This is a genomic window from Methylocystis sp. S23, assembly GCF_054106005.1.
The window spans coordinates 2,254,612-2,275,591 of the sequence record NZ_CM134185.1; the positions used below are offsets into that span (position 1 = coordinate 2,254,612).

18 protein-coding genes and 2 pseudogenes are annotated in these 20,980 nt (G+C 65.2%); 7 read left to right on the forward strand and 13 right to left on the reverse strand.

Going from position 1 to position 20,980, the window contains the following annotated elements; genetic code table 11:
- Positions 1-30 precede the first annotated feature (30 nt).
- The gene (gene phaR, locus ACV7JP_RS11160) at positions 31-657 is read left to right on the forward strand and encodes a polyhydroxyalkanoate synthesis repressor PhaR (protein ID WP_457795754.1); all 627 of its coding nucleotides are present in this window, start codon (positions 31-33) and stop codon (positions 655-657) included.
- Positions 658-678: 21 nt separating this feature from the next.
- Here the strand turns inward: phaR and ACV7JP_RS11165 are convergent, their stop codons facing one another.
- From ACV7JP_RS11165 to ACV7JP_RS11180, 4 genes are all read right to left on the reverse strand, one after another.
- Positions 679-972: a type II toxin-antitoxin system RelE/ParE family toxin gene (locus tag ACV7JP_RS11165; protein WP_457795755.1), complete on the reverse strand. Its 294-nt coding sequence runs from the start codon at positions 970-972 to the stop codon at positions 679-681.
- On the reverse strand, positions 969-1,208 hold the full coding sequence (locus tag ACV7JP_RS11170; RefSeq protein ID WP_457795756.1) for a CopG family ribbon-helix-helix protein: 240 nt from the start codon (positions 1,206-1,208) through the stop codon (positions 969-971). The genes ACV7JP_RS11165 and ACV7JP_RS11170 overlap by 4 nt, the downstream gene beginning before the upstream one ends.
- Before the next feature lie 57 nt (positions 1,209-1,265).
- Positions 1,266-2,363 (reverse strand): redox-regulated ATPase YchF, encoded by a 1,098-nt coding sequence (gene ychF / locus ACV7JP_RS11175; RefSeq protein WP_457795757.1) that lies wholly within the window; start codon positions 2,361-2,363, stop codon positions 1,266-1,268.
- A 114-nt stretch (positions 2,364-2,477) separates the two neighbouring features.
- The gene (locus ACV7JP_RS11180; protein ID WP_457795758.1) at positions 2,478-4,295 is read right to left on the reverse strand and encodes a di-heme-cytochrome C peroxidase; all 1,818 of its coding nucleotides are present in this window, start codon (positions 4,293-4,295) and stop codon (positions 2,478-2,480) included.
- 206 nt (positions 4,296-4,501) lie between these two features.
- Here ACV7JP_RS11180 and ACV7JP_RS11185 point away from each other — a divergent pair, with 206 nt between their 5' ends.
- Positions 4,502-5,827 (forward strand): L,D-transpeptidase family protein, encoded by a 1,326-nt coding sequence (locus ACV7JP_RS11185; RefSeq protein ID WP_457795759.1) that lies wholly within the window; start codon positions 4,502-4,504, stop codon positions 5,825-5,827.
- Positions 5,828-5,986: 159 nt separating this feature from the next.
- On the opposite strand, the gene ACV7JP_RS11190 is transcribed toward ACV7JP_RS11185, so the two are convergent.
- The 8 genes and pseudogenes from ACV7JP_RS11190 to ACV7JP_RS11225 all read right to left on the reverse strand — a co-directional run bounded on the left by ACV7JP_RS11190 (position 5,987) and on the right by ACV7JP_RS11225 (position 14,331).
- Positions 5,987-6,766: an ABC transporter permease gene (locus ACV7JP_RS11190; RefSeq protein ID WP_457795760.1), complete on the reverse strand. Its 780-nt coding sequence runs from the start codon at positions 6,764-6,766 to the stop codon at positions 5,987-5,989.
- Positions 6,763-7,518 (reverse strand): ABC transporter ATP-binding protein, encoded by a 756-nt coding sequence (locus ACV7JP_RS11195; protein ID WP_457795761.1) that lies wholly within the window; start codon positions 7,516-7,518, stop codon positions 6,763-6,765. The genes ACV7JP_RS11190 and ACV7JP_RS11195 overlap by 4 nt, the downstream gene beginning before the upstream one ends.
- A 101-nt stretch (positions 7,519-7,619) precedes the next feature.
- A complete protein-coding gene (locus ACV7JP_RS11200; RefSeq protein WP_457795762.1) occupies positions 7,620-8,609 on the reverse strand; it encodes an ABC transporter substrate-binding protein in 990 nt (329 codons plus the stop codon).
- Between the two features lie 48 nt (positions 8,610-8,657).
- Positions 8,658-9,989 (reverse strand): TldD/PmbA family protein, encoded by a 1,332-nt coding sequence (locus tag ACV7JP_RS11205; protein ID WP_457795763.1) that lies wholly within the window; start codon positions 9,987-9,989, stop codon positions 8,658-8,660.
- A 1-nt stretch (position 9,990) separates the two neighbouring features.
- The gene (locus tag ACV7JP_RS11210) at positions 9,991-11,538 is read right to left on the reverse strand and encodes a TldD/PmbA family protein (RefSeq protein WP_457795764.1); all 1,548 of its coding nucleotides are present in this window, start codon (positions 11,536-11,538) and stop codon (positions 9,991-9,993) included.
- A gap of 171 nt (positions 11,539-11,709) precedes the next feature.
- Positions 11,710-12,393, reverse strand: a pseudogene (locus tag ACV7JP_RS11215) (RluA family pseudouridine synthase); the annotation flags it as partial.
- 14 nt (positions 12,394-12,407) lie between these two features.
- Positions 12,408-13,199 carry an SGNH/GDSL hydrolase family protein gene (locus ACV7JP_RS11220; RefSeq protein ID WP_457795765.1) on the reverse strand — a complete coding sequence of 264 codons (792 nt, stop codon included), beginning with the start codon at positions 13,197-13,199 and terminating at the stop codon, positions 12,408-12,410.
- A 112-nt stretch (positions 13,200-13,311) separates the two neighbouring features.
- Complete coding sequence (locus ACV7JP_RS11225; RefSeq protein WP_457795766.1) at positions 13,312-14,331, reverse strand: acyltransferase family protein; 1,020 nt, start codon at positions 14,329-14,331, stop codon at positions 13,312-13,314.
- Positions 14,332-14,584: 253 nt separating this feature from the next.
- Here ACV7JP_RS11225 and ACV7JP_RS11230 point away from each other — a divergent pair, with 253 nt between their 5' ends.
- Positions 14,585-15,385, forward strand: a complete 801-nt coding sequence (locus ACV7JP_RS11230; RefSeq protein WP_457795767.1) for an enoyl-CoA hydratase — start codon at positions 14,585-14,587, stop codon at positions 15,383-15,385.
- A gap of 49 nt (positions 15,386-15,434) precedes the next feature.
- Here ACV7JP_RS11230 and ACV7JP_RS11235 read toward each other — a convergent pair whose 3' ends face one another.
- Entirely contained in the window at positions 15,435-16,535 is a 1,101-nt protein-coding gene (locus tag ACV7JP_RS11235) for a HupE/UreJ family protein (RefSeq protein ID WP_457795768.1), read from the reverse strand.
- A 338-nt stretch (positions 16,536-16,873) separates the two neighbouring features.
- Here ACV7JP_RS11235 and ACV7JP_RS11240 point away from each other — a divergent pair.
- From ACV7JP_RS11240 to ACV7JP_RS11255, 4 genes and pseudogenes are all read left to right on the forward strand, one after another.
- Positions 16,874-17,668 (forward strand): annotated as a pseudogene (locus ACV7JP_RS11240) (HupE/UreJ family protein); the annotation flags it as partial.
- 30 nt (positions 17,669-17,698) lie between these two features.
- A complete protein-coding gene (locus ACV7JP_RS11245; protein ID WP_457799131.1) occupies positions 17,699-17,848 on the forward strand; it encodes a hypothetical protein in 150 nt (49 codons plus the stop codon).
- Between the two features lie 48 nt (positions 17,849-17,896).
- Complete coding sequence (gene nikR, locus ACV7JP_RS11250; protein WP_457795769.1) at positions 17,897-18,358, forward strand: nickel-responsive transcriptional regulator NikR; 462 nt, start codon at positions 17,897-17,899, stop codon at positions 18,356-18,358.
- Between the two features lie 124 nt (positions 18,359-18,482).
- On the forward strand, positions 18,483-20,933 hold the full coding sequence (locus ACV7JP_RS11255) for a TonB-dependent receptor (protein WP_457795770.1): 2,451 nt from the start codon (positions 18,483-18,485) through the stop codon (positions 20,931-20,933).
- The last annotated feature ends 47 nt before the right edge of the window (positions 20,934-20,980 follow it).

The following is a 20,980-nucleotide window of genomic DNA, read 5'->3' on the forward strand; positions in this document are numbered from 1 at the left end:
CCATGCGGCGAGGGGAGCATTGTCAGGCGTATGGCGACCGAGAAGAAACCGACCACCATCAAGAAATACGCCAACCGTCGCTTGTACGACACGGGAACAAGCACTTACGTGACCCTCGAAGACCTCGCCGCCATGGTGAAGCGGGGCGAGGATTTCGTCGTCTGCGACGCCAAGACGGGTGAGGACATCACCCGCCCCGTGCTCACCCAGATCATCTTCGAGCAGGAGGGCAAGGACGGCCAGAGCCTGCTGCCCATCGCCTTCCTGCGACAGCTCATCCGCTTCTATGGCGACTCGATGCAGATGCTCGTGCCGAGCTATCTGGAGTTCTCGATCGACAAGCTCACCAAGGAACAGCAGAAGTTCCGGGACCAGTTCACCTCGGCGCTCCCCGCGGGCCCCTTTGCCGAACCGACCCGCGCCGCCTTCCAGGCGATGGAGGAGCAGGCCCGCAAGAACATGGCCGTGTTCCGCCAGGCGCTCACCATGTTCAACCCTTTCGGCCTGCCGACCGAGGGCGTGACGGGCACGACCGGGCCGTCGCTGGACGAGCATGAGGGCGCGGCGCCCGCCAAGGAGGGCGGCGACGTGGCCGAGCTGAAGCGACAGTTGGATGAGCTGAACAAGCGGATCGATAATTTGTCGAAGCAGGGGTGAGAGTAAGCGGTCAGTCGTCGTTTATAAGTCGTCCGGCCATTTTTGAGCGGTGTGGATGATCGTCAAAATTTCCACGTCGCTCTTTTTCACCCGATAGGCGACAATATAGGGGAGGTCCACGAGCGGAAGTTCGCGCGTGCCTTTCACTCGGCCTGTCCGGCCCATCTCGGGATAGTCTGCGAGCGCCGCCCCCGCAGAAGTGATCCGAGCCGCCACGCGGGACGCCGCCTGAGGATTGTCCTTCGAGATATATTCGCCAATCTGCTCGAGTCGTCTAAGGGCGCGCCTAGTCCAACGAACGGCCCGCAAGCTCATGATTTGCGCGCGGCGAACTTATCGAAAACGCGTTTGATCTCCTCAGGCGTCGCAAAATCGCCGGCTTCGGCCTCTGCGACCCCCGCCTCAATTTCGCGAATGCGCCACTCTTCAAGCCTAACGAAGTCTTCAATCGCCTGCGCCGCAACAGAGGCTGGCGAGCGGTCGAGCTTCCTGGCTAGAAGGTCGAGCTTGCTCAGGGTCTCATCGGGCAGTTGGACTGTGTAAGAAGTCATCGGGGCGCATTCCTCGGGAACAATATTCCCCTGCGGCTTTAGTCCGTCAATCTCCCATCACGTATTGAACCTGAAATGCATCACGTCGCCGTCCGCGACCACATACTCCTTCCCTTCCAGCCTTAGCCGTCCGGCGTCGCGCGCGCCCGCTTCGCCCTTATTGGCGACGTAGTCGTCATAGGCGATCGTTTCGGCGCGGATGAATCCCTTCTCGAAATCCGTATGGATCACGCCTGCCGCCGCCGGGGCGCGGGTGCCCTTCTCGATCGTCCAGGCGCGGGCCTCCTTCGGTCCGACGGTGAAATAGGTGATGAGGCGCAGCAGGTCGTAGCCGGCGCGGATGACGCGGTTGAGGCCGGGCTCGGTCAGGCCCACGGCCTCCAGAAAATCCTTCTGCTCCTCGGGCGGCATCACGGCGATCTCGCTCTCGATCTTCGCCGACACCACGACGGCGGCCGCGCCCTCTTCCCTGGCCCGCGCCGCGACCTTGGCCGAATTGCCATTGCCTTCGGCCGCCGACTCCTCCTCCACATTGCAGACATAGAGAACCGGCTTGGACGACAGGAGCCCCAGCCCTTCGAAGGCCTTGCGCTCCTCCTCAGAGACCTTCGCCATGCGGGCGGGCTTGCCTTCGCGTAGCGGCGCGAGGCAGCGGTTCATGAGGTCGACCTGTTCCTTGGCTTCCTTGTCGCCGCCCTTGGCCTTCTTTTCGAGCGCGACGACGCGCTTTTCCAGGCTTTCGAGGTCGGCGAGCATCAGCTCGGTTTCGATCGTCTCGATGTCTCGGATCGGATCGACGCCGCACTCGACATGGGTCACGTCGCCATCCTCGAAGCAGCGCACGACATGGGCGATGGCGTCGCATTCGCGGATATTGGCCAGAAACTGGTTGCCGAGGCCCTCGCCCTTGGAAGCGCCGCGCACGAGGCCGGCAATGTCCACGAAGGTGAGCTGCGTCGGGATGATCTGCTTGGAGCCGGCGATCTCGGACAATTTATCGAGGCGCGGATCCGGCACGGCCACGGCGCCGACATTGGGCTCGATGGTGCAGAAGGGATAATTTGCGGCCTGCGCCGCCGCGGTCTGCGTGAGCGCGTTGAAGAGGGTCGATTTGCCGACATTCGGCAGACCGACAATGCCGCATTTGAAGCCCATATCCGTCCCGCTTGTCTGGAGAGTTTTCCGTTGGCGCGGGGTATGCGGGGCGGCGGCGCAAAAGGCAAGGGGCGCCGAGGCGCCCCCGCATTTTCTCTTTGGTCCGGGCGGCCGTCAGAGGCTCTTCAGATATTCCAGCAGCGCCTTTTTCTGAGGCTCGGTCAGTTGCGCGCCGAAATTGTGGCCGCAGCGGCTATTGGCCGAGGCGTCCCCATTTCCGCCGCAGGCGGCGGTGGTCTTGTAGACGAAATTGAATTTCGTCTGATCCGCGGCGAGGCCGACATTTTCCATGTCATAGGCCGGACCGACCTGGAAGCTCGCCGGTCGCTGAGCCGGCGGCTTCAGCAGATCGGCCAAAGTGGGGACGGAGCCGTTGTGGAGATAGGGCGCGGTCGCCCAGACGCCCTTCAGCACGCGCGACTCATAGGCGGGCGAAGGCGGCGTGTCCTTCCGGTAGAGGGCCTTCAGGCTCTCCTCCATCACGCTGATGAAATTTCCCTTGAGCACGTCGAGCGTTTCAGCCGAATCCTGGCCCGCCCGGTTTTTCAGACATTCCTGCACGATCGGATCGAACAGAAGCAGATTCCTGAACTGAATCGGGGCGCGGATGATCGACTGAAAGACCGCCGTGCTCAGAATATTGAAGATCGCGTCTTCGTCCTTCAGCTTGTTGGTGAAAGGCGGCAGCGGGATGAGTTCTCCCTCGAGGACGCCGGTCTTGGCGCGGCGCCCGAGCACTTGATATTCCGCGCCGTCCGTCTTCACGTCCTGAATGGGCGTGGCCCATGTCTCCCCGGGCTTCGCGCAGAGGCGCGGCGGATCGACTTTCGTGTTCACCTCATGGCAATTCGGTCCGCAGCCGCCCTTCTGCTCGGACCAGTTGAAAATCTCGGCGCCTTGCTTCACCAGATCGGGGTCGAGCTTGCCGGGCCATTTCGGCGGCTCGAGCTTTGTGATCAAAGTCTCGAGCCGCATAAGGCCGGGGAAATTGAGCGACGAGCCTTCGAGATAGCGGACGCCGCCGATAATGGGCAGCTTGTCGGGCTTGAACACGCCGAAGACGCCATAGACCTCGCCGACATTGCGCGCCAGGCCGAGAATGTCGTCACCATTCTTCGCGAAGCCCGGCCATTGGGTCATGTACTGCCGGGCCGCATTCCAGACGAAGGGATAGCGCACCGGCGCGTCCGCCGCCTGGATGTTCTCCTCGATGATGCGTTTCCCGGCGCCGCCAATATCGAGGCCGGCGACGCGGTTGAAGATCATCGAAACGGCGTCGGCGCGGCCCGGCCCCCATTCCAGGCCCAGCGGCCGCGGCTTGTCCTTCGGATGCAGCGCGAGCCGGAAGATCGTATGGAAGGGTTCGAACCACGCCTTGAACTCCCCCCGCAGCCTGTCCCGATCCGCCTGCGAGGCGCCGGCCCCGAGCACGCCGGAGGAAAATGCGGCGAAGGCCGCCTCGTCCGTCGCGACCTTGTCGAAGGCGGCGTCCATATCGTCGAAGAGGCGCTGGAAATCGACGAGCGCCGGCCCGCCGTCAATGCGCATCGGCGCGCCGTCGATCTCGATCTGTCGCGTATGGCAGGCCGAGCAGGTCATGCTCAGATAGGGTTTGTCGCCATAGGGCGCGGACAGAAACCCGACGGGGAGGCCCGGCGTGGGGCTGGCGGGATTGGGCAGGTAGCCGTAACGCCCGAAGCCGTCGTCGAGAAAGCCCGACCCGTCGGCGCGCTTCAGCGCCTTGATCCAATCCAGCGGGACGATGCGGGCTCCCTGGTCGAGGCTGTAGAAATCGTTCCGCTCCGCGAGCGTCCATCCCTGATCGGCGAATTTCACTTGCGCGGCGGCTGGAGCGGCCGCTCCCAGCGCGATCAGCGAAACCGCGCCGAGCCAGGCGCATGCCGACATGATGACGCTTTTATTTTTCAACATGGCGTTCTCTCCCAATGAATCGCGAATATGCCGCTGTAAGAGATCACAAGAAAGCATCGACCGCAATTGGAGTTAAGCGGCGTCGCGCCATTGTTTGCGCATTGGCGATCGATCGAATTTTAAGTTGATTCTCGCCGCGACGCGGTCGAAAAGCGGAGGAAAGACGCAAGCGCGCGAACGGCGGCGGCTTCAGAGGCGGCTGGAAAATGGCGATTGAAAGAATGACGAAGACCGCGCGCTTTCTCGGCGCGGGATTGATTGCGAGCGCGCTGATAGGCGCCGGCTCATCGCTGGCCCAGAACGCGCCGGCGCCCGCCGCCCCAGCTCCGGCGGTCCCGGCTCCCGCGGCGCCCGCATCCCCGGAACCGTCGGCGCCCGCGGCCGACGCCGGCGTTCCCGCGCCGAAGCCGAAACCCAAGCCCCGCCCGCCGGCGCCGCCGCGCGAGACGGCGCTCTCCGACGATCCGACGCCGGTGCTGCAGCCCGAGACTTTCTTCACCACCTCCAAGGCCTCGGAGCGCTATGCGCAGATCGTCGATCTCGGCGGCTGGCCGACGGTGGGCGTCTCGCTGCGTCCCGGCGCGAAAGGGCCTGCGGTCGCGGCGCTGCGGCGCCGTCTCGCGGCGGAGGACGACGCGCTTTCCGACACGCGCAAGCAGAGCTGGGACCCCGAGCTCGCCGCCGCCGTAAAGCGCTTTCAGTTCCGCATGGGCCTTAAACAGACCGGCGTCGTCGCCGGCGCCACGCTGCGCGCGCTCGACGTGCCGGCGAATGTGCGCTTCCAGCAGCTCGCCTCCAGCGCGCAGCGCCTCGCTGGCCTCGATTTCCCTTTCGGCGACCGCTACATCGTCGTCAACATTCCCTCGACGGCGGTCGACGCCGTGGAGAACGACCGCGTCGTGCGCCGCTATGTCGCGATCGTCGGCGACCCCGAGCATCATTCGCCGGAGGTGCAGGCGAAGGTCGTGGCGGTGAACATCAACCCCACCTGGACCGTGCCGATCTCGATCATCAAGAACGAGATCGCGCCGCATATGCTGAAGGACGCCGGCTATCTCGCGCGTCAGCGCATTCGCGTGCTGAACAACAAGGGCGAGGAGGTCGATCCGCGCTCGATCAACTGGGCGAGCGAGAAGGCGGCGAACTACACGCTGCGCCAGGATTCCGGCGCGGGCAATTCGCTCGGCTCGATCCGCATCTCCATGCCCAATCCTCATTCGGTCTATATGCACGACACGCCGTCGCGAAATCTGTTCGCGAACGATTACCGCTTTCTCTCGCATGGCTGCGTGCGCGTGCAGGGCGTGGTCGATCTCGCCGCCTGGATCCTCGACGGCGCCAGCGGGCCGTCGGTCGCGAAGGAGCAGATCAACGCCAAGATCGCGTCGGGGGAGCGCGAGGAGGTGAAGCTCGCGCGCCCCGTGCCGGTCGTGTGGGTCTATATGACCGGCTGGGCGTCGGCGGACGGGACGGTGCATTTCCGGGACGACGTCTATCATCTCGACGAGGTGGGAGGAGATGCGGGGCAATAGACGCCTTCGCATTTGAGCCACAGTTGAGGGCATGTTTCTCGAAGCCGGATGAGCCCGACTTCGCGCAGCCCGGGGCCGGCGCGCGGCGGCTCCGGATTGCTTCGTCGACCGCGCCTCCTCGCAAGGGCGGCGGGCTTCCGCCTGCGACGCGGGCAATGACTAATCGCTCCGCTCTCTCGCGCTTTCGTGCCATCTTCGCAGCAAGACATGCGACAGCGCCGCGAGCGCGCCGTAAATCGCAAGCCCCGCCATCGAGATCAGCGCCAGCGCCGCGAACATGCGGGGAATGTCCAGCCGGAAGCCCGCCTCCACGATGCGATAGGCGAGGCCGGCTCCCTGGCCCGAGGCGCCCGCCGCCAGTTCCGCGACGATCGCGCCGATGAGCGACAGGCCGCCGCCGATGCGCAAGCCGGCCAAAAACTGCGGCAGCGCCGCCGGCAGGCGCAGATAGATCAGCTTCTGCCAGGCCGAGGCGCGATAGAGATCGAAGAGATCGCGCAGCGCATGGTCGACAGAGGCGAGGCCGAGCGCGGCGTTGGACAAGATCGGAAAGAAGGCGACGAGGAAGGCGCAGACGAGCACCGCATTGTCGGGCTGCATGTAAACGAGCAGCAGCGGCGCGATGGCGATGACCGGCGTCACCTGCAAAATCACGGCGAAAGGCAGCAACGCCCGCTCCAGCCATTTCGATTGCGCGAGCAGCAGAGCGAGCGCGACGCCGCAGACGGTCGCAATCGCGAGCGCTTTCAGCGTCACGCCAAGCGTGACGAGGAGGGAAGAGAAGAGAAGCGCGCGATCCTCGATCAGCTTCGCAAAAATCACGCTGGGCGCCGGAAGCACATAAGGCGGGATCGCCTTCCAGGCGACGATCCATTCCCATGCCCCGAGCGCGGCGGCGAAGACGGCGAGGGGGATTGCGGCGTCGCGCAGCTTCGTCACGCGGCTTCTCCCGTCGCTTTGCGCAATGCGAGCGAGGCGCGGCGGCAAATGTCGGAGAAGGCGGCGCTCATGCGGAAATCCGCGTCGCGCGGAAGCCCGGAGTCGGTCTCGATTTCTTCGACGATTCGGCCGCGCGGCCTCGACATGACGACAATGCGCGTCGAGAGAAAGGCGCTCTCGAAGATGGAATGCGTGACGAAGACGATGGTCGCGCCGAGATCGCGTTTCAGCGCCACGAGGTCGTCATTGAGCTTGAAGCGCGTCACTTCGTCGAGCGCGGCGAAGGGCTCGTCCATCAGAATGAGCGACGGCCTGGTGACGAGCGCGCGGGCGATGGAACAGCGCATCTTCATGCCGCCCGACAGCTCGCGGGGCAGGGCGGCCGCGAAATCCGCGAGGCCGACGCGCGCCAGCGCCTCCATGACGCGCGGGCCGGCCTCGGCGCGGCTCGCGCCCGCGAGGCGCAGCGGCAGATAGACATTGTCGAAGACGCTCGCCCAGGGAAGCAGCGTCGCATCCTGCATGACGACGCCGAGATTCTTCCGCGCCAGCGGATCGGCCCATGTGATGGCGCCGACGCTCGGCCTCGCGAGGCCCGCAATGAGCCGCAGCACGGTGGATTTGCCGCAACCCGACGGCCCGAGGAGCGTCAGCGTCTCGCCCTCGCGCACGTCGAGATCGAGGCTTGAGAGCGCGGTGACGCCATTGGGGAAGGTCTTGGAGACGCCGTGGAGAGAGACGAGGGCGGCCATGCGTCGCTCTCCTCGTCATTGCGAGCGAAGCGAAGCAATCCAGAGCCCCATTACGGCTCCGGATTGCTGCGTCGCCGCGTTCCTCGCAATGACGGCGTCGATCACCGGCGCAGCTCCATTCCCACCTTCCTGCCGATGAAGCGCAGCGTATAGCCCTTCTTGTAATCGAGGTCCGAGGGCGCGAGTCCCGCTTTCGCCATCTTGTCGAAGAAGCTCTTCATGCGCGCATCGGTCATCGCGCCGACGCCCAGCATGAGCGAGTCGCCGGAATCGACGACGCCGCGCTCTTTCATCTTCGCGATCGAAAAAGCGATCTGGCCGTCCGTCATTTCCGGATTGTCGCGTTTGATCGCGGCGTTGGCGGCGGCGTTGTCGCCATAGACGTAATTGTACCAGCCGATGATCGAGGCGTCGACGAAGCGTTGCACGAAATCGGCTCTCCGCTCGATCGTCTCCGCCCGCGTTTCGATCGTCGTCGAATAGCTGTCATAGCCATAATCGGCGAGCAAAAAGACATTCGGCGAGAAGCCGCCTTTCGTCTCGATCGCGTAGGGCTCGGAGGTCAGAATGCCTTCCTGCACGGATTTCTTATCTGCAAGGAAAGGCGCGGCGTTGAAGCCGTAGGGCTTCGCCTTCTCGTCCTTGAAGCCATAGGCCTGCTTCAGCCATTGCCAGACAGAGGCGCGAAAGTCGCTGGCGATGAAAACGGTGGCCTTCGGCAAATCCTCGAAACGGTCGAGCCCTTCGCCGGGATGGGACATGAAGATCGCCGGCTCGATCTGGAACATGCTCGCGACGGCGACGATGGGCACGTTCGCCCGCACGGACTCGAACATCTGGAGCGTGTTCGCGCCCATGGCGAAATCCACGCGCCCGGCGGCGAGCAGCAGTCGGGCGTTGATTTGCGGGCCGCCCTGCAGGATCGTCACGTCGAGCCCGTAGCGGGCGTATGTGCCGTCCGCGACCGCCTGATAGAAGCCGCCATGCTCGGCCTGCGCGCGCCAGTTCGTCGCGAAGGTCGCCTTGTCCAGCGCGTATGCGGGCAGGGCGGCGGCGAGGGTGAGGAAAGCGATAAGAACACGAAGAAACATGCAGCGCGCGCTCCCTTCAGGCGCGCGCAGCATACACGAAATTCCGGGCTAGATGCCGCTCGATTTCGAAGAGAAGTGAAACTTCTCCGCCAGCATCGGGGGCGCCGCCGGCGCGCCGCCGCCGATCGCGCGCCAGGTGCGCTCCGTCTTCCCGAAGGCGACGACGCGGCCGAAAAGCTCGCCGAGGCGCTGGTTGAAGCGCATATTGCGCACGGGCGCCGTCACGCGGCCGTTTTCGATCAGAAAGTTGCCGTCGCGCGTGAGGCCGGTGAGCAGCAAGCTCTTCGGCTCCACCATATTCTCGTACCAGATGCGCGTGACGAGCACGCCGCGCTTCACCGACCGGATCATGTCTTCGAGCGAGGCGTCGCCACCCTCCATGATGAAATTGCGCGCGAAGGGGATCGGCTCGGCGTCGGTCTTCCGCGCCCATGAGCGCGACCGGTAGAGCGTCGAGACGACGCCTTTGTCGATGAAGGCGCGCGCGCGATGCGGTACGCCTTCCCAGCCGACGCCGCTTTCGGGCGCCAGCGGATCGGCGGGATCGACGCGGATGGTCAGCTTCTCGTCGAAGAGCTTCTCGCCGACCATCGCGCCGCCGCCCGGCCGCGCATAGAAACTGCGTCCCTCGTCGGCGGCGCGCGCGTCCATGGCTCTCAGCGCCCAGAAGGCGAGCTCCGCTACGGCGACGGGTTCGAGGATGACCGTATAATCGCCGGGCTCGAGATCCATGGGCGCGACGTCATGGGCCGCCTTCTCGCAGGCGCGCCGCGCAATGGCGTCGGCGTCGAGCCGCGCGCCGAAATATTCATGCGCGCCGGCCCAGCCGGACCATGTGTCGGTCCTGTTGCGCGCCGTGGCGGAGAGGTCGATCTCGCTTCGACGCTCATAGGAGAAAAGGCCGTTGCTGGTCGCGAGCGTCTCGAAGCGCCGCGCGCTCGACGCGCAGCCGAAGGTATCGACGCCTCTGCGCGCGCCCTCCGCGATCACGCGCGCCGCTTGCGCCGCGAGCGCCTCAAGCCTCAGCGAGGCGGCGTTGTCGTCATAGCGCGCGGAGGCGTCATATTGCTGGGGCCCGAGCGGCGCGACATAGTCGGGATCGACCGGCAGCATGCGCGCGATCTCCTCCGAACGCGCCCGCGCCGCGTCGAGCGCGGCTTCGTCGAGGCTCGTCGTCGTCGCCGAGCCGACGCGTCCGCCGATATGGGACGAGACGCGCGCCGTCGCTTCCGACGTGGCGATATTCGTCGTCGCGCCGCCGCGCGCGAAGCGCAGGCCGTAATCGTCGCCGCCCTCGATCTTCACCACGCAGGCGTCGGCGCCGGATCGCGCGATGATCCTGTCGGCGATGGATTTGGCGTCGTCGGAGGAGAAGAACATTCTATGCGCCGCCGCCCGTGTTCAGCACGCGCGCCTTGCGGAAGCGCGCCGGCGGGGCGCCGTGCGAGACGGGCGCGACCTGCACCGGCTCCGCCTTGCCGCAGGTGAAGGTGCCGTCCAGATGATATGTGCTCGCGTCGCCCAGCCCGTCGAGCGAATTCCAGAAAGGAATCGTGCGGCCCTGATAGGCGCCGTCGCGCAGCATCTCGCCGAGCCTGCCCTTCTTGATCTCGTAGAAGAGCTGGCCGCCGAACTGGAAATTGTCGCGCTGCTGGTCGATGCTCCAGCTCCCCGCGCCGACGATGTAGACGCCGTCTTCAACGCCGCTCACAAGGTCGTCGAGCGAGCATTTGTCGGGGTTGGGCGCGAGCGAGATGTTCGGCATGCGCTGAATCGGGAAGGAGGTCGGGCTGTCCGCATAGGCGCAGCCATTCGAGGCGGAGAGGCCGATATAATGCGCCTGTCCCAGCGCCATCTGGAAGTTTTTGAGGACGCCGCTCTCGACGATCTTGAATTCCGCCGAGGCCGCCGGCGCCCCGTCGTCGTCAAAGCCGATGGTCGCCAGCGCGCCGGGTTGCGAACGGTCGGCGACGATGGTCATCAGCTCCGAGCCGAAGCGCAAATTGTTCAGCATGGCGGGCTTCACGAAGCTGGTGCCGGCGAAATTCGCCTCCCAGCCCAGCACGCGGTCGAGCTCGGTCGAATGGCCGACGGTCTCGTGAATCGTCAGCCAGAGATTGGTCGGATCGATGACGAGGTCGTAATCGCCGGCGGCGACGGGCTTCGCCGCGAGCTTTTCGCGCGCCTGCCGTCCGGCGCGCGCGGCTTCCTCGAGAAGACCGGCGTCCGTCACATATTCCCAGCCGGCGCCGCGGGCGGGGGTGAGGCTGTCGCGCGACGCCATGCGCCCGGCGGCGCGATCGATCGCCGTCGCCGTGAAGCTCGGATGCACGCGCGTGCGCGTCTGCCGGATCCGGGCGCCGAAACTATTCGCGAAAAGCCGCTCCTCCCGCGCAAGCGACAGCGAGGCGGCGCAGAAATCCGCGCCGTTGTCGCGCGCGGCGGCCGCGATGGCGAGAAGAAGATCGGCCTTGTCGCGCGCCGGAATCGCGAAAGGATCGACGCCCATGGGCATGATCCATTCGGCCTCATGGGCGGGAAGCCGCTCCAGGGCGATGGGCCGCCCCTGGATCGGCCGAACGGCGCGCGCGTTTTCGAGCGCCCGCTCCACGCCCGCGCGCACGCTCGCCGCGTCGAGGCGCCGCGCGCCGTAGAAGCCCCAGGAGCCGTCGAGCAGCACGCGCAGGCCGAAGCCGCGCGTCGAGCGTTCATCGAAATGCTCGAGCCGTTCATCCTTGGCGCAGGAATATTCTCGAAGCGTCTCGCCGAGGCGAATGTCGACATAGCTCGCGCCGCCGCGTTTCGCCTTCTCGATTGCAAGGCTGGCCAAGTCGTTGAGCAGGATGCGGTCCAGCGCGAAGCGATCGTCGGTTGCGGCGGCGGCAAGGCGTTCTGGCGAGTCCAAAAGGGGCGCGAAATGAGGCGCCACGGAAGCTTCTCCCTAGAGTCAGCGGCGAAATAGCTGAATCGACCGCCGAGCGCCCCCTCTCCCCGCAGGCGGGGAGAGGGGCGGCGCCATTGGCGCGCTTAATTTTGCCGCGTCGGACAATTTGAGCGCTTCGGAGCCGTTTGGCAAATCGGGCGCCAAAGTTGTCGCGGCCAGGCTTTCCGCCCGCCATCCGCAGGCCGCCAGCGCCTCGAGCATATGGGCCGGCGCCGGGGCCTCGGCCTTCACCGGCTCCTTGCTCTCCCGCATCGGAATGACGACTGCGCGCGCATGGAGATGCAGCGGCGGCGAATCCTCGCGCTTTCCGCTCCCGTAAATGGGATCGCCCAGGATCGGCCATCCCATCGCTTGCGCATGGACGCGAATCTGGTGGGTTCGGCCCGTATGCGGCGTGAATTCGATGAAGCTCAGCGCGGCCTCGGGCGAGCGGCCCAGCACGCGCCAGCTCGTGCGCGAGGGCAGACCCATCGGATCGGGCCGCATCCACCAGCCGCGCGCGGCGTCGAGGCGGCCGAGCGCCAGGTCGATCTCGCCCGCCTCGGCGTCCGGGCCGCCTTCCACCACGGCCCAATAGGTCTTGGAGACGTCCCCCGACTTGAAGAGCTTGCCGAGCCGCTCCAGCGCCTTGCGGTGACGGCCGAGCACGAGGCAGCCGGAGGTGTCCTTGTCGAGCCGATGGGCCAGCGCCGGCGCGCGCGGCAGGCCGAAGCGGAGCTGGTCGAAGGCGTCCTCGAGGCTCGGGCCGCCCTTGGGGCCGCGATGCACCGGAACGCCCGCCGGCTTGTCGATGACGAGCATGAGCCCGTCGCGATGGAGGAGGCGGGAAAGGAGGTCCATCTGGCGCTTATAGCTTATTTGCGCCGGCTCGCGGTCGAGGCGAGGGAAAGGGCGCCGCCGACGAAGGCGCCGTATTTGTGCAGATGCTCGTCCGTCAAATGGACGCCGTCCAATCTGTAATATTCCTCGTGGCCCTCGAACTTGTCGATGAAATCGTCGAATTCGAGGATGTGCGTCTCGGGATGGTCGCGCCACAGCGCGACGCGATAGACGTCGTTCACCTGGAAATCGCAGCCGTCATAGAAGCACCGCAGGATGTTGCGCTTCATGCGGCTGAAGAGATTGGGCGGCTTGAACCAGCGCTCATTGACGCGCGGTATGGCGACGACCTCGACATCGTCGGCGTCGGAGAAATAGTCGACGAGCTTCCTCGTATATTCGACATAGGCCGAAGCGCCGACATGCTGGATCTCGTCATTGACGCCGTTCATCACGAGAACCTTGTTCGGCGTCTTTCCCTCGTAAAGGGAATAGAGCCTGTATTTGGGGAATTTTTCGCGCAGCTCCGTATAGAGCAGCCTCGAATTGCGGCCGTTGAAGCCGATGCTGCAGGCTTGGACGCCCCGTCCCCCCAATCTCGCCGACACGGCCTTCGGCAATTCCGGAAAGAGCTTGCCGTCGGACGCCCAGGATTCGCCGATGACGAGGACCCGGAAATCGTCCGGCCCGCTATTGATCTGCGAGCAGACGATCGAGGGCTCGTCCGTGCGTTTCAGGGTAAGGAGCGTCAGGCCCGTCGTCACGAAGAGGACGAAGAAGGCGCGCCGCATATGCGGCAGCAGGATTGCAAATCCTTGCGAAATCAAAGCGACGGCCCGATTGCCTCTTTGGCGCCGTCACCGCGGCGGCGCCTGGCCGTCTCCTTATCAGCAATGAGGCGCCGCGGCCATGCCGCGGCTCGGCGGCGTTCGGGATCGCTCAGGCGATCGCCGGCTCCATGAACGGCTCGCGGACCACGCGCCGGCTCGAAACCCAGGCCGCGCGCAATCTCCCGATCGGCCGGTCGAACAGGACCCAGATCAGGTAAGAGGCGGCGAGGATCAGAAGGAGCGCTTCCGCGCAGAGAAGGACGCGGTCGAGATAGCCGCCGTCGCCCGTGTGCAGCGCGCCGATGACGGACCAGTGCAGCAAATAGAAGATGTAGGACATGTCGCCGATCATGCGGTCGGTCGCGCCCGTCCTCTGTTGCGTGGTGTAGATCGCCCAGGGCGTCATCAGCATGGCGATCAGGAGATTGGTCTTGGCGCCGAAGGCGAGCAGGGCCCCCTGCGTCTCGCCCAGCGCCATGTCCTTGACGAAGAAAAGGCTCCACAGAAACAGCAGCGCCAATGTCGCATAGAGCGAGCCATAGGCGAGGCGGCGGCTCGGAATGAGCTTATGGCTCGCGGCGGCGACGCCCAGCCCGAAGAAGAGGAGAAAGGGCGCGACCGTCGTCGCGCCGCCCAGCGCCTGAGACAGGATCGAAATCAGCACGCAGCCGAGCAGGACGTAAACATTCCGCGACACGAGGAAGACGAATAGCGGCGCGATAAGATAGAATTGCATCTCCATGTCCAGCGACCAGCCGGGCGCATTGGCCTGGAAGGGCAGGGAATTATAGCCCAGGATCATGACGTTCGAGAAAAGCTGGCGCAACAGGCCGCCGACCTCCTCGGGCGCGGCGCCGCGCCAGAACAACAACGCCCAGGAGATCGCCGAGCACAGCGCGAAGACGGGCGCGACGCGCCAGAAGCGCGAAACCAGGAAGGTGGCGTAGGCGGCGGTCGTCTTCGAATAGGTGTTCGACCACATGGTCGCGACCCAGTAGCCGCTGAGCACGAAGAAGATTAGCACGGCCGACATGCCGAGATTGAACATGGTCGTATGGTGCGCGAAGACCGCGAAGGCCAGAGTCATTCTCAGCGCGCCCGGCGAGGCCAGTTTGTCGGCGGCGACCATTTCTGCTCCGAGGCGCGGCGCGAGAGCGCGGCGAAAGAAGTGGAACCCGTTTTTCGCCAAGGGCGCGGCGCGGTCCGGACCAGCGGCGCCATAGGACGAAAACGCCTCATGTTACGGCGGCGGGCGGCGGAAAAAGCCGTGTCAATCTGACGCGCGGCAATTTGGGCGCGCGGCGTCCGCGCATGCACATGAAGCGCAAGCGAATCAGGCGCGTCCCGTTTCGCGTCGTCCCGCGAGATGTTAAGAGGGCGGCATGGTCATCGCCTCTCCCACCGCGAAGCTCCGCGTCGAAATCGGTTTCGGCGTCGCGAATCTCCTCATCGACAACGGCTCCAAGCGCAACGCCTTCGATCTCGACATGTGGCGGGCGCTGCCGCCGCTTTTCGCGGCGATCGACGCCGCCCCGGAGGTCCGGGTCGCCGTCATCTCGGGCGCGCCGGGCCTGCCCTTCTGTTCGGGCGCCGATATTTCGGAATTCTCCACCGTGCGCGCGACGAGCGCGGGCGGACGCGCTTATGAAGAGGCCAATGTCGAGGCCTTCCAGGCCATCTCCGCCTGCTCCAAGCCGACGATCGCGGCCATTTCCGGCTTCTGCATGGGCGGCGGAATGGGCATTGCTTCCGCCTGCGATCTGCGCGTCGCGCAGGAGGGCGCGGTCTTCGGCATACCCGCCGCGCGGCTCGGCGTCGGCTACCCGCCTTCCGCCATGCGCTTCGTCGTGGCGGCGGTCGGCGCGCAGCGGGCCATGGAGATGTTCTACACGGCGCGCCGGGTCACCGCGAAGGAGGCGCTCGAGATCGGCTTCCTCTCCCGCATTTTCGAGCTGGAGAGCTTCGAGGGCGGCGTCGACGACCTCGCCGAGACCATCGCCGCCAACGCGCCGCTCACCCTGCGCGCCGCCAAGGCCGCGATCCGCGCCGCCGCGCAGCTCCCCGGCGCGCCGGCGCGGGAAGAATGCGAGGCGCTCGCCCAAGCCTGCTTCGACAGCGCCGACTATCTGGAGGGGCGGGCCGCGTTCCTCGAAAAGCGCGCGCCGAAATTCAAGGGCGAATAGGCTCTCCCCCGCCCGGCGGCCCGGGGAGAGCGAGCCGGCGCGCGCCCCGTCACGCCCCGGGGATGACTCCGATGCGCTGCAGGAACCAGAATGAGCCGGCGAGCGCGATCAGCCCGGAGAGGACATAGACCAGCTTCTCGCTGCGCGCGCCGCCCGCCGCCCTGTCGATCGCGAAGAGGATCGGCATCACGGCGAAGACGATGGCGATCTGGCCCGCTTCGACGCCGATATTGAAGGCCGCGAGCGCCGGCACGACGCCGCCCTGCGGCACGCCCATCTCGGTCAACGCCGAGGCGAAGCCGAAGCCGTGGATGAAGCCGAAGAGGAAAGTGTTGCGCCAGCGATTGTCGACGTTGCGGGAGAAATAGTTCTCGACCGCGACGAAGACGATTGAGGCCGCGATGAGCGCCTCGGTCAGCGTCGAGGGCAGGGTGAAGATGTTGAGCGCGGCGAGCGACAGCGTGATCGAATGCGAAATGGTGAAGGCGGTGACGATCTTCACCACCGGCCAGACGCGCGTCGCCCAGAGGATGAGCGCGAAGAGGAAGCAGAGGTGATCGTAGCCCGTGACGATATGCTCGACGCCCGCCTCGAAGAATTTCCCCATGAGCTGGGCCGTCGTCTCCATGGGCTGGGCGAGATCGAGCGGCGGGTTTTGCGGATAGAGCATGGTCTCGCCGGCGTTCTCGCCGAGCAGGGTGACGAGATGCTTGCCCTTGGAGCCCTGCGCCGCGAGGAGCCTGGTCGCGTCGTAGAAAACCTTGCCGGCGGCGCCCGAGCAATCGAAGCGCATGACGATCAGGGCGCTGTCCTGGTTCGTCGGATCTTCGCCCGCCTTCTCGACCTTGGCCATGCAGGCGCGGCCGGTCTCGTCGCGCATGGCGACGCGCCTGGCGACGAATTTGCCGATCTCTTCCTCCAGCACGCCGGGGGGCGAGAGGTCGACGCCCGCGCGGTCGTCCATCGTCTCCTGAAACATGCGCTCGAGGTCCGTGGCCAGAAAGCCGACGTCCACGAGATAGATTCGGTTCGCCTGCGGCGCGATCTTGCCCGTCGAAATGTCGGGCGTGTGCGCCTGTGCGGGCGCGGCGAGGGCGAGCCCCGCGCAGAACGTCAGAAAGGCGGCCAGTCTCCTCCACAACCCGGTCATCGTCGGCGTTTCCTTTTGTTTTGGTTGGCGCGCACCATGCCAAAGGCCGGGAGGGCGGACAAGATCAAGCAGGCCTGATTCTCTGGCGAGAGCTTGTCGCTGCGGGGGGTATGATGTATTGCGCGAAGCTTCACACGAACGCCGGCCCACGGCGTCTAAGGGAGCGCGCGTTCATGTTTTCGAGATTGGCGGTTCTTTCAGCGTGCCTCGTCGCGGCTTTGAGCCTTTCGGCGCCGGCGGCCGCGCATACCGCGGACATTTCCAGCGCCCGCGTCGCGCCCGAGGGCGAGGGCAGATATCGCGTGGACGTCGGCGTGCTCGGCACGGATATCGAGCGCATGTTTCAGGAGACGCAATCCGAGCGCGACGGCGTCGACCTCTCGCCGCCCGGCGCGCTGGAGGCGGAGATCGGGAAATTCATCCAGCGCCGCGTCGAGCTGCGCAATGAAGCCGGCGTCGCCTGCAAGAGCCGCGTGGGGTCCGTCGGCGAAGACCCGACCAATCCATATGACGCCAAGATCGTCATGCATTTCGACTGCGCGGAGGCGCCGGGGCGGATTTTCTACCATCCCGAAAAGCTCCTGAAGGCGCAGGGCGCGCGCGGCAAGCATCTCTTCAGCGTCGGCGACAAGAAAGAGAACGAGCAGCTTACCGAGGCGCAAAAGCGCGGCGCCGAGCCCGCGCCGGGTCAGGTCATGCTTTTTCCCGGCGACGATCCCGTCGATCTGTCCAAGCCCTTGCTCTCGCCCTGGGAGCTCGCGCCCAAATTCTTCGCCGCCGGCGTCGAGCACATCATGACCGGCTACGATCATCTGTGTTTCCTTCTCGCCGTGGTGCTTTGGGCGACGCGCGTCTGGCCCGTCGTGAAGATCGTCACCGCCTTCACCATTTCGCATTCGATCACGCTGTCGCTCGCGGCCCTGCAGCTCGTCAATCTGCCGAGCTTCTGAGTCGAGATCGCCATAGCCCTGTCGATCATCTATGTCGCGGTCGAGAATTTCTTCACGCGCAAGACGGACGGCCGATGGCGCGACACTTTCGCCTTCGGCTTCATCCATGGATTCGGCTTTGCGAGCGGTCTGATCGAACTGGGCGTTCCGCAGCGCGCCATCGCGCCGGCGCTCGCGAGCTTCAATCTCGGCGTCGAAGCGGGCCAGATCGGCGTGGTTCTCGTGGTCCTGCCCTTGCTCATCGGCTCCGACAGGCTGCTCAACAAGGGCGAGCGCAGCCCGCGCCTCGTCTATGCCTGCTCGGCCGTCATCGCCGCCTTCGGGACGTACTGGCTGCTGGTTCGCCTGGGCATTGTAAAATAACGCCGTCGCTGCTAGTTGCTCTGGGGTTCAGAAGCCGGAGCAACAGCATTGCAGCGCGTGACGGTGACGATCGACGACGAGCTGATGTCGGCGCTCGACCGCTATATGGAGGCGGGCGGCCATCAGAACCGGTCCGAGGCCGTGCGCGACCTCGTTCGCGCAGGGCTCCTCAAGCAGCCAAAGGCCGACGACGGCGCGCGCAATTGCGTCGCCGCCCTCGTCTATGTCTACGATCACGAAACGCGGCAGCTCTCCAAGAAGCTCGTTCACGATCACCACAGCCACGCCGATCTCTCCATCGCGACCCTGCATGTGCATCTCGACGAAGCGACCTGTCTCGAGGTCTCGCTCCTCAAGGGCCCGAAATCGGAGGTGGAGCATTTCGCGAGCCACCTCATCGGCGAGCGCGGCGTGCGCTATGGCCAGCTCGTGGTGGTGCCGGCGGAGCCGGAGGAAGCGGGAAGGGAATTCGGCCAGGACCTGCACGGCCACGCGCATCATCACGGTTAACGGCCTTTTAACGCTCTGTTGCAAAAAAGTTACGTCGACCTCAATTCGTTTACCTCGGATTGACAGCGCCGCTTACGCGTAAGACAAATTTGAAAAAACATCACAAGTCTTGCGGGAGCGCCCTATGAGCCGTCGTCACCTCGCCACCGTATCCTTATGCGCGATCGGCGTGGCCATCTGGAATTCGCAGGCGCTGGCGCAGTTCACCTCTCTGCCGACGATCGTCGTGGGCGGACAGTCCCAACGCCATACGGCCGCGCCGGCCGCGCCTTCTCCGGCGCGCGCCGCATCCGCTCCCGCGCGCGTTTCGCGCGCGCCGACACGATCCACGCCCATCCTCCAGACGGCGCCGCAACCGGTCCAGCCGTCGGGACCCAAGCCGCCGCCGATCACCGCGTCGAGCGAAAAATTCTTCACGGGGGCGGAAGTCACCGCCTATCCCTATTCGCGCCCCAGCGAGTCGCTTGAGATCGTTCCCGGACTGATCGTCACCCAGCATTCCGGCGACGGCAAAGCGAACCAGTATTTCCTGCGCGGCTTCAATCTCGATCACGGCACCGATCTCGCGATCTATCTCGACGGCATGCCGCTCAACATGCGCACGCATGGCCACGGACAGGGCTATGCGGACACCAATATGCTGATCCCGGAGCTGCTCTCATACGTCCTCGCCCGCAAGGGACCCTATGACGCGCAGGACGGCGACTTCGGTTCCGCAGGCTCGGTCTACATTCAATATGTCAACAAGATCGACAAGGGCTATTTCGGGCTGACCGGCGGCAGCTTCGGCTATGGCCGCGCCTTCGCGATCCAGCCTTATAAGGATTTCGCCGGCGGCTCGGCCTATGGCGCGGTCGAGCTCAACTACTATAACGGTCCCTGGGAGCGCGGCGACAATCTGCGCAAGTTCAACAGCGTGCTGCGTTGGTCGCGCGGCACGGAAGAGGACGGCGCGGCCGTCACCTTCATGGGTTACGTCAATAAATGGTATTCGACGGACCAGATTCCCGAGCGCGCCGTCTATGGCGGCGTGAAATCGCTCTGGGGAACTCTGGACGCTACGGATGGCGGCGCCACCTCGCGATTCTCGCTTTCCGGGCGATGGAGCCAGGTGGACGGCAATCAGTTCTCGCGCGTCGAGGGCTACGCCGTTCGGCAGACGCTCGAACTCTACAACAACTTCACTTATTTTCTGACGCATCAGGATCTGGGCGATCAGTTCCGGCAATTCGACTATCGCACCTATTTCGGCGTCAACGCCCAGCACGGGATCAATTGGAACAGCTTCGGCCTGCCGATCACGACCCGCGTCGGCTTCCAGAGCCGCTACGACGACATTCGCGTCGGCCTGCAGGAAAGCGTGCGCCGGCAGATGTACAGCACCATCAACAATAATTACGTCGGCGAGGGCAGCATCGGCGTCTGGACCGACACCACCGTCGCCTGGACCCCCTGGCTGAAGACGGTGGGCGGCGTCCGCTTCGACTATTACAACGCCAACGTCTCGAACGTGCAGTCGCTCTACGACGCGCCGAAGGTCTTCGACAGCAACGGCCTGCCGGCTTTCGTCTGGGCGGGGCCGTTCAATCAGGGAACGAAGGGCGCCTCCATCGTGAGCCCCAAGGCGTCGATCATCGTCGGGCCTTTCTACAAGACCGAGCTTTTCTTCAATTATGGCGAGGGCTTCCATTCCACCGACGCGCGCGGAACGGTCATTCGCTACGAGACGACGGCGCTGGGCGACGACGACTTTTTCGCCGGCGTCGCGCGCATCCCGCTGCTGGTGAAGTCGCGCGGCGCGGAGATCGGCGCGCGCACCAAATTCGTCGAGGGGCTCGACTCGAGCATCAGCTTCTTCTGGCTCAATCTCGATTCCGAAAACCAGTTCGTCGGAGACGCGGGCACGACGGAGTTCGGCCGTCCGACCCGCCGCTACGGCATCGAAATCGCCAATCACTACAAGCCGACGTCGTGGCTCATGTTCGACGGCGACGTGTCGCTGGTGCACGCCCGCTTCCGCGGCGTCGACCAGCAAGCCTGGCTCGGCTATCTCGACCTGGTCACGCCTGAGGCGCTGCCCTACGGATCCTATCTCGGCAACGCGCCGGGCAACTATCTCTTCAACGCGCCGTCGATCGTCGCCATGGGCGGCATGGAGATCGGCGAGGCGACGGGCTGGTTCGGCGGTCTGAAATACCGGTATTTCGGCACGCGCCCGTTGACTCCCGACGGCTATTTCCAGTCTCCCGCCACGGGCACGGTCAATGCGCGCCTCGGCTATCGCTGGGCCGACGGCTGGCGCGTGCAGCTCGACGCTTTCAACATCTTCAATTCGCGGTCCGACCAGATCACCTATGCCTATGGCTCGCTGCTCCCGACGGACGCGCTCTATCAGCAATGCGTCGGCGGCGTCGCGCCCGCGGCGGTCTGCGGCGTCGGCGTGATGGACCGGCACTTCAAGCCGGTCGAGCCGCCGGCGGTGCGCATCAGCGTCGGCGGTCCGCTGAATCTCGACGGCGGGCCCATTACGACCCTGCCGGACGCGAAAGAGCCTTTCGGGGCGCTTTTCAATTGATCCCGAAGGGGGCGGCGCGGACCGCCCCTTTTTTTATTCGGAAGGGC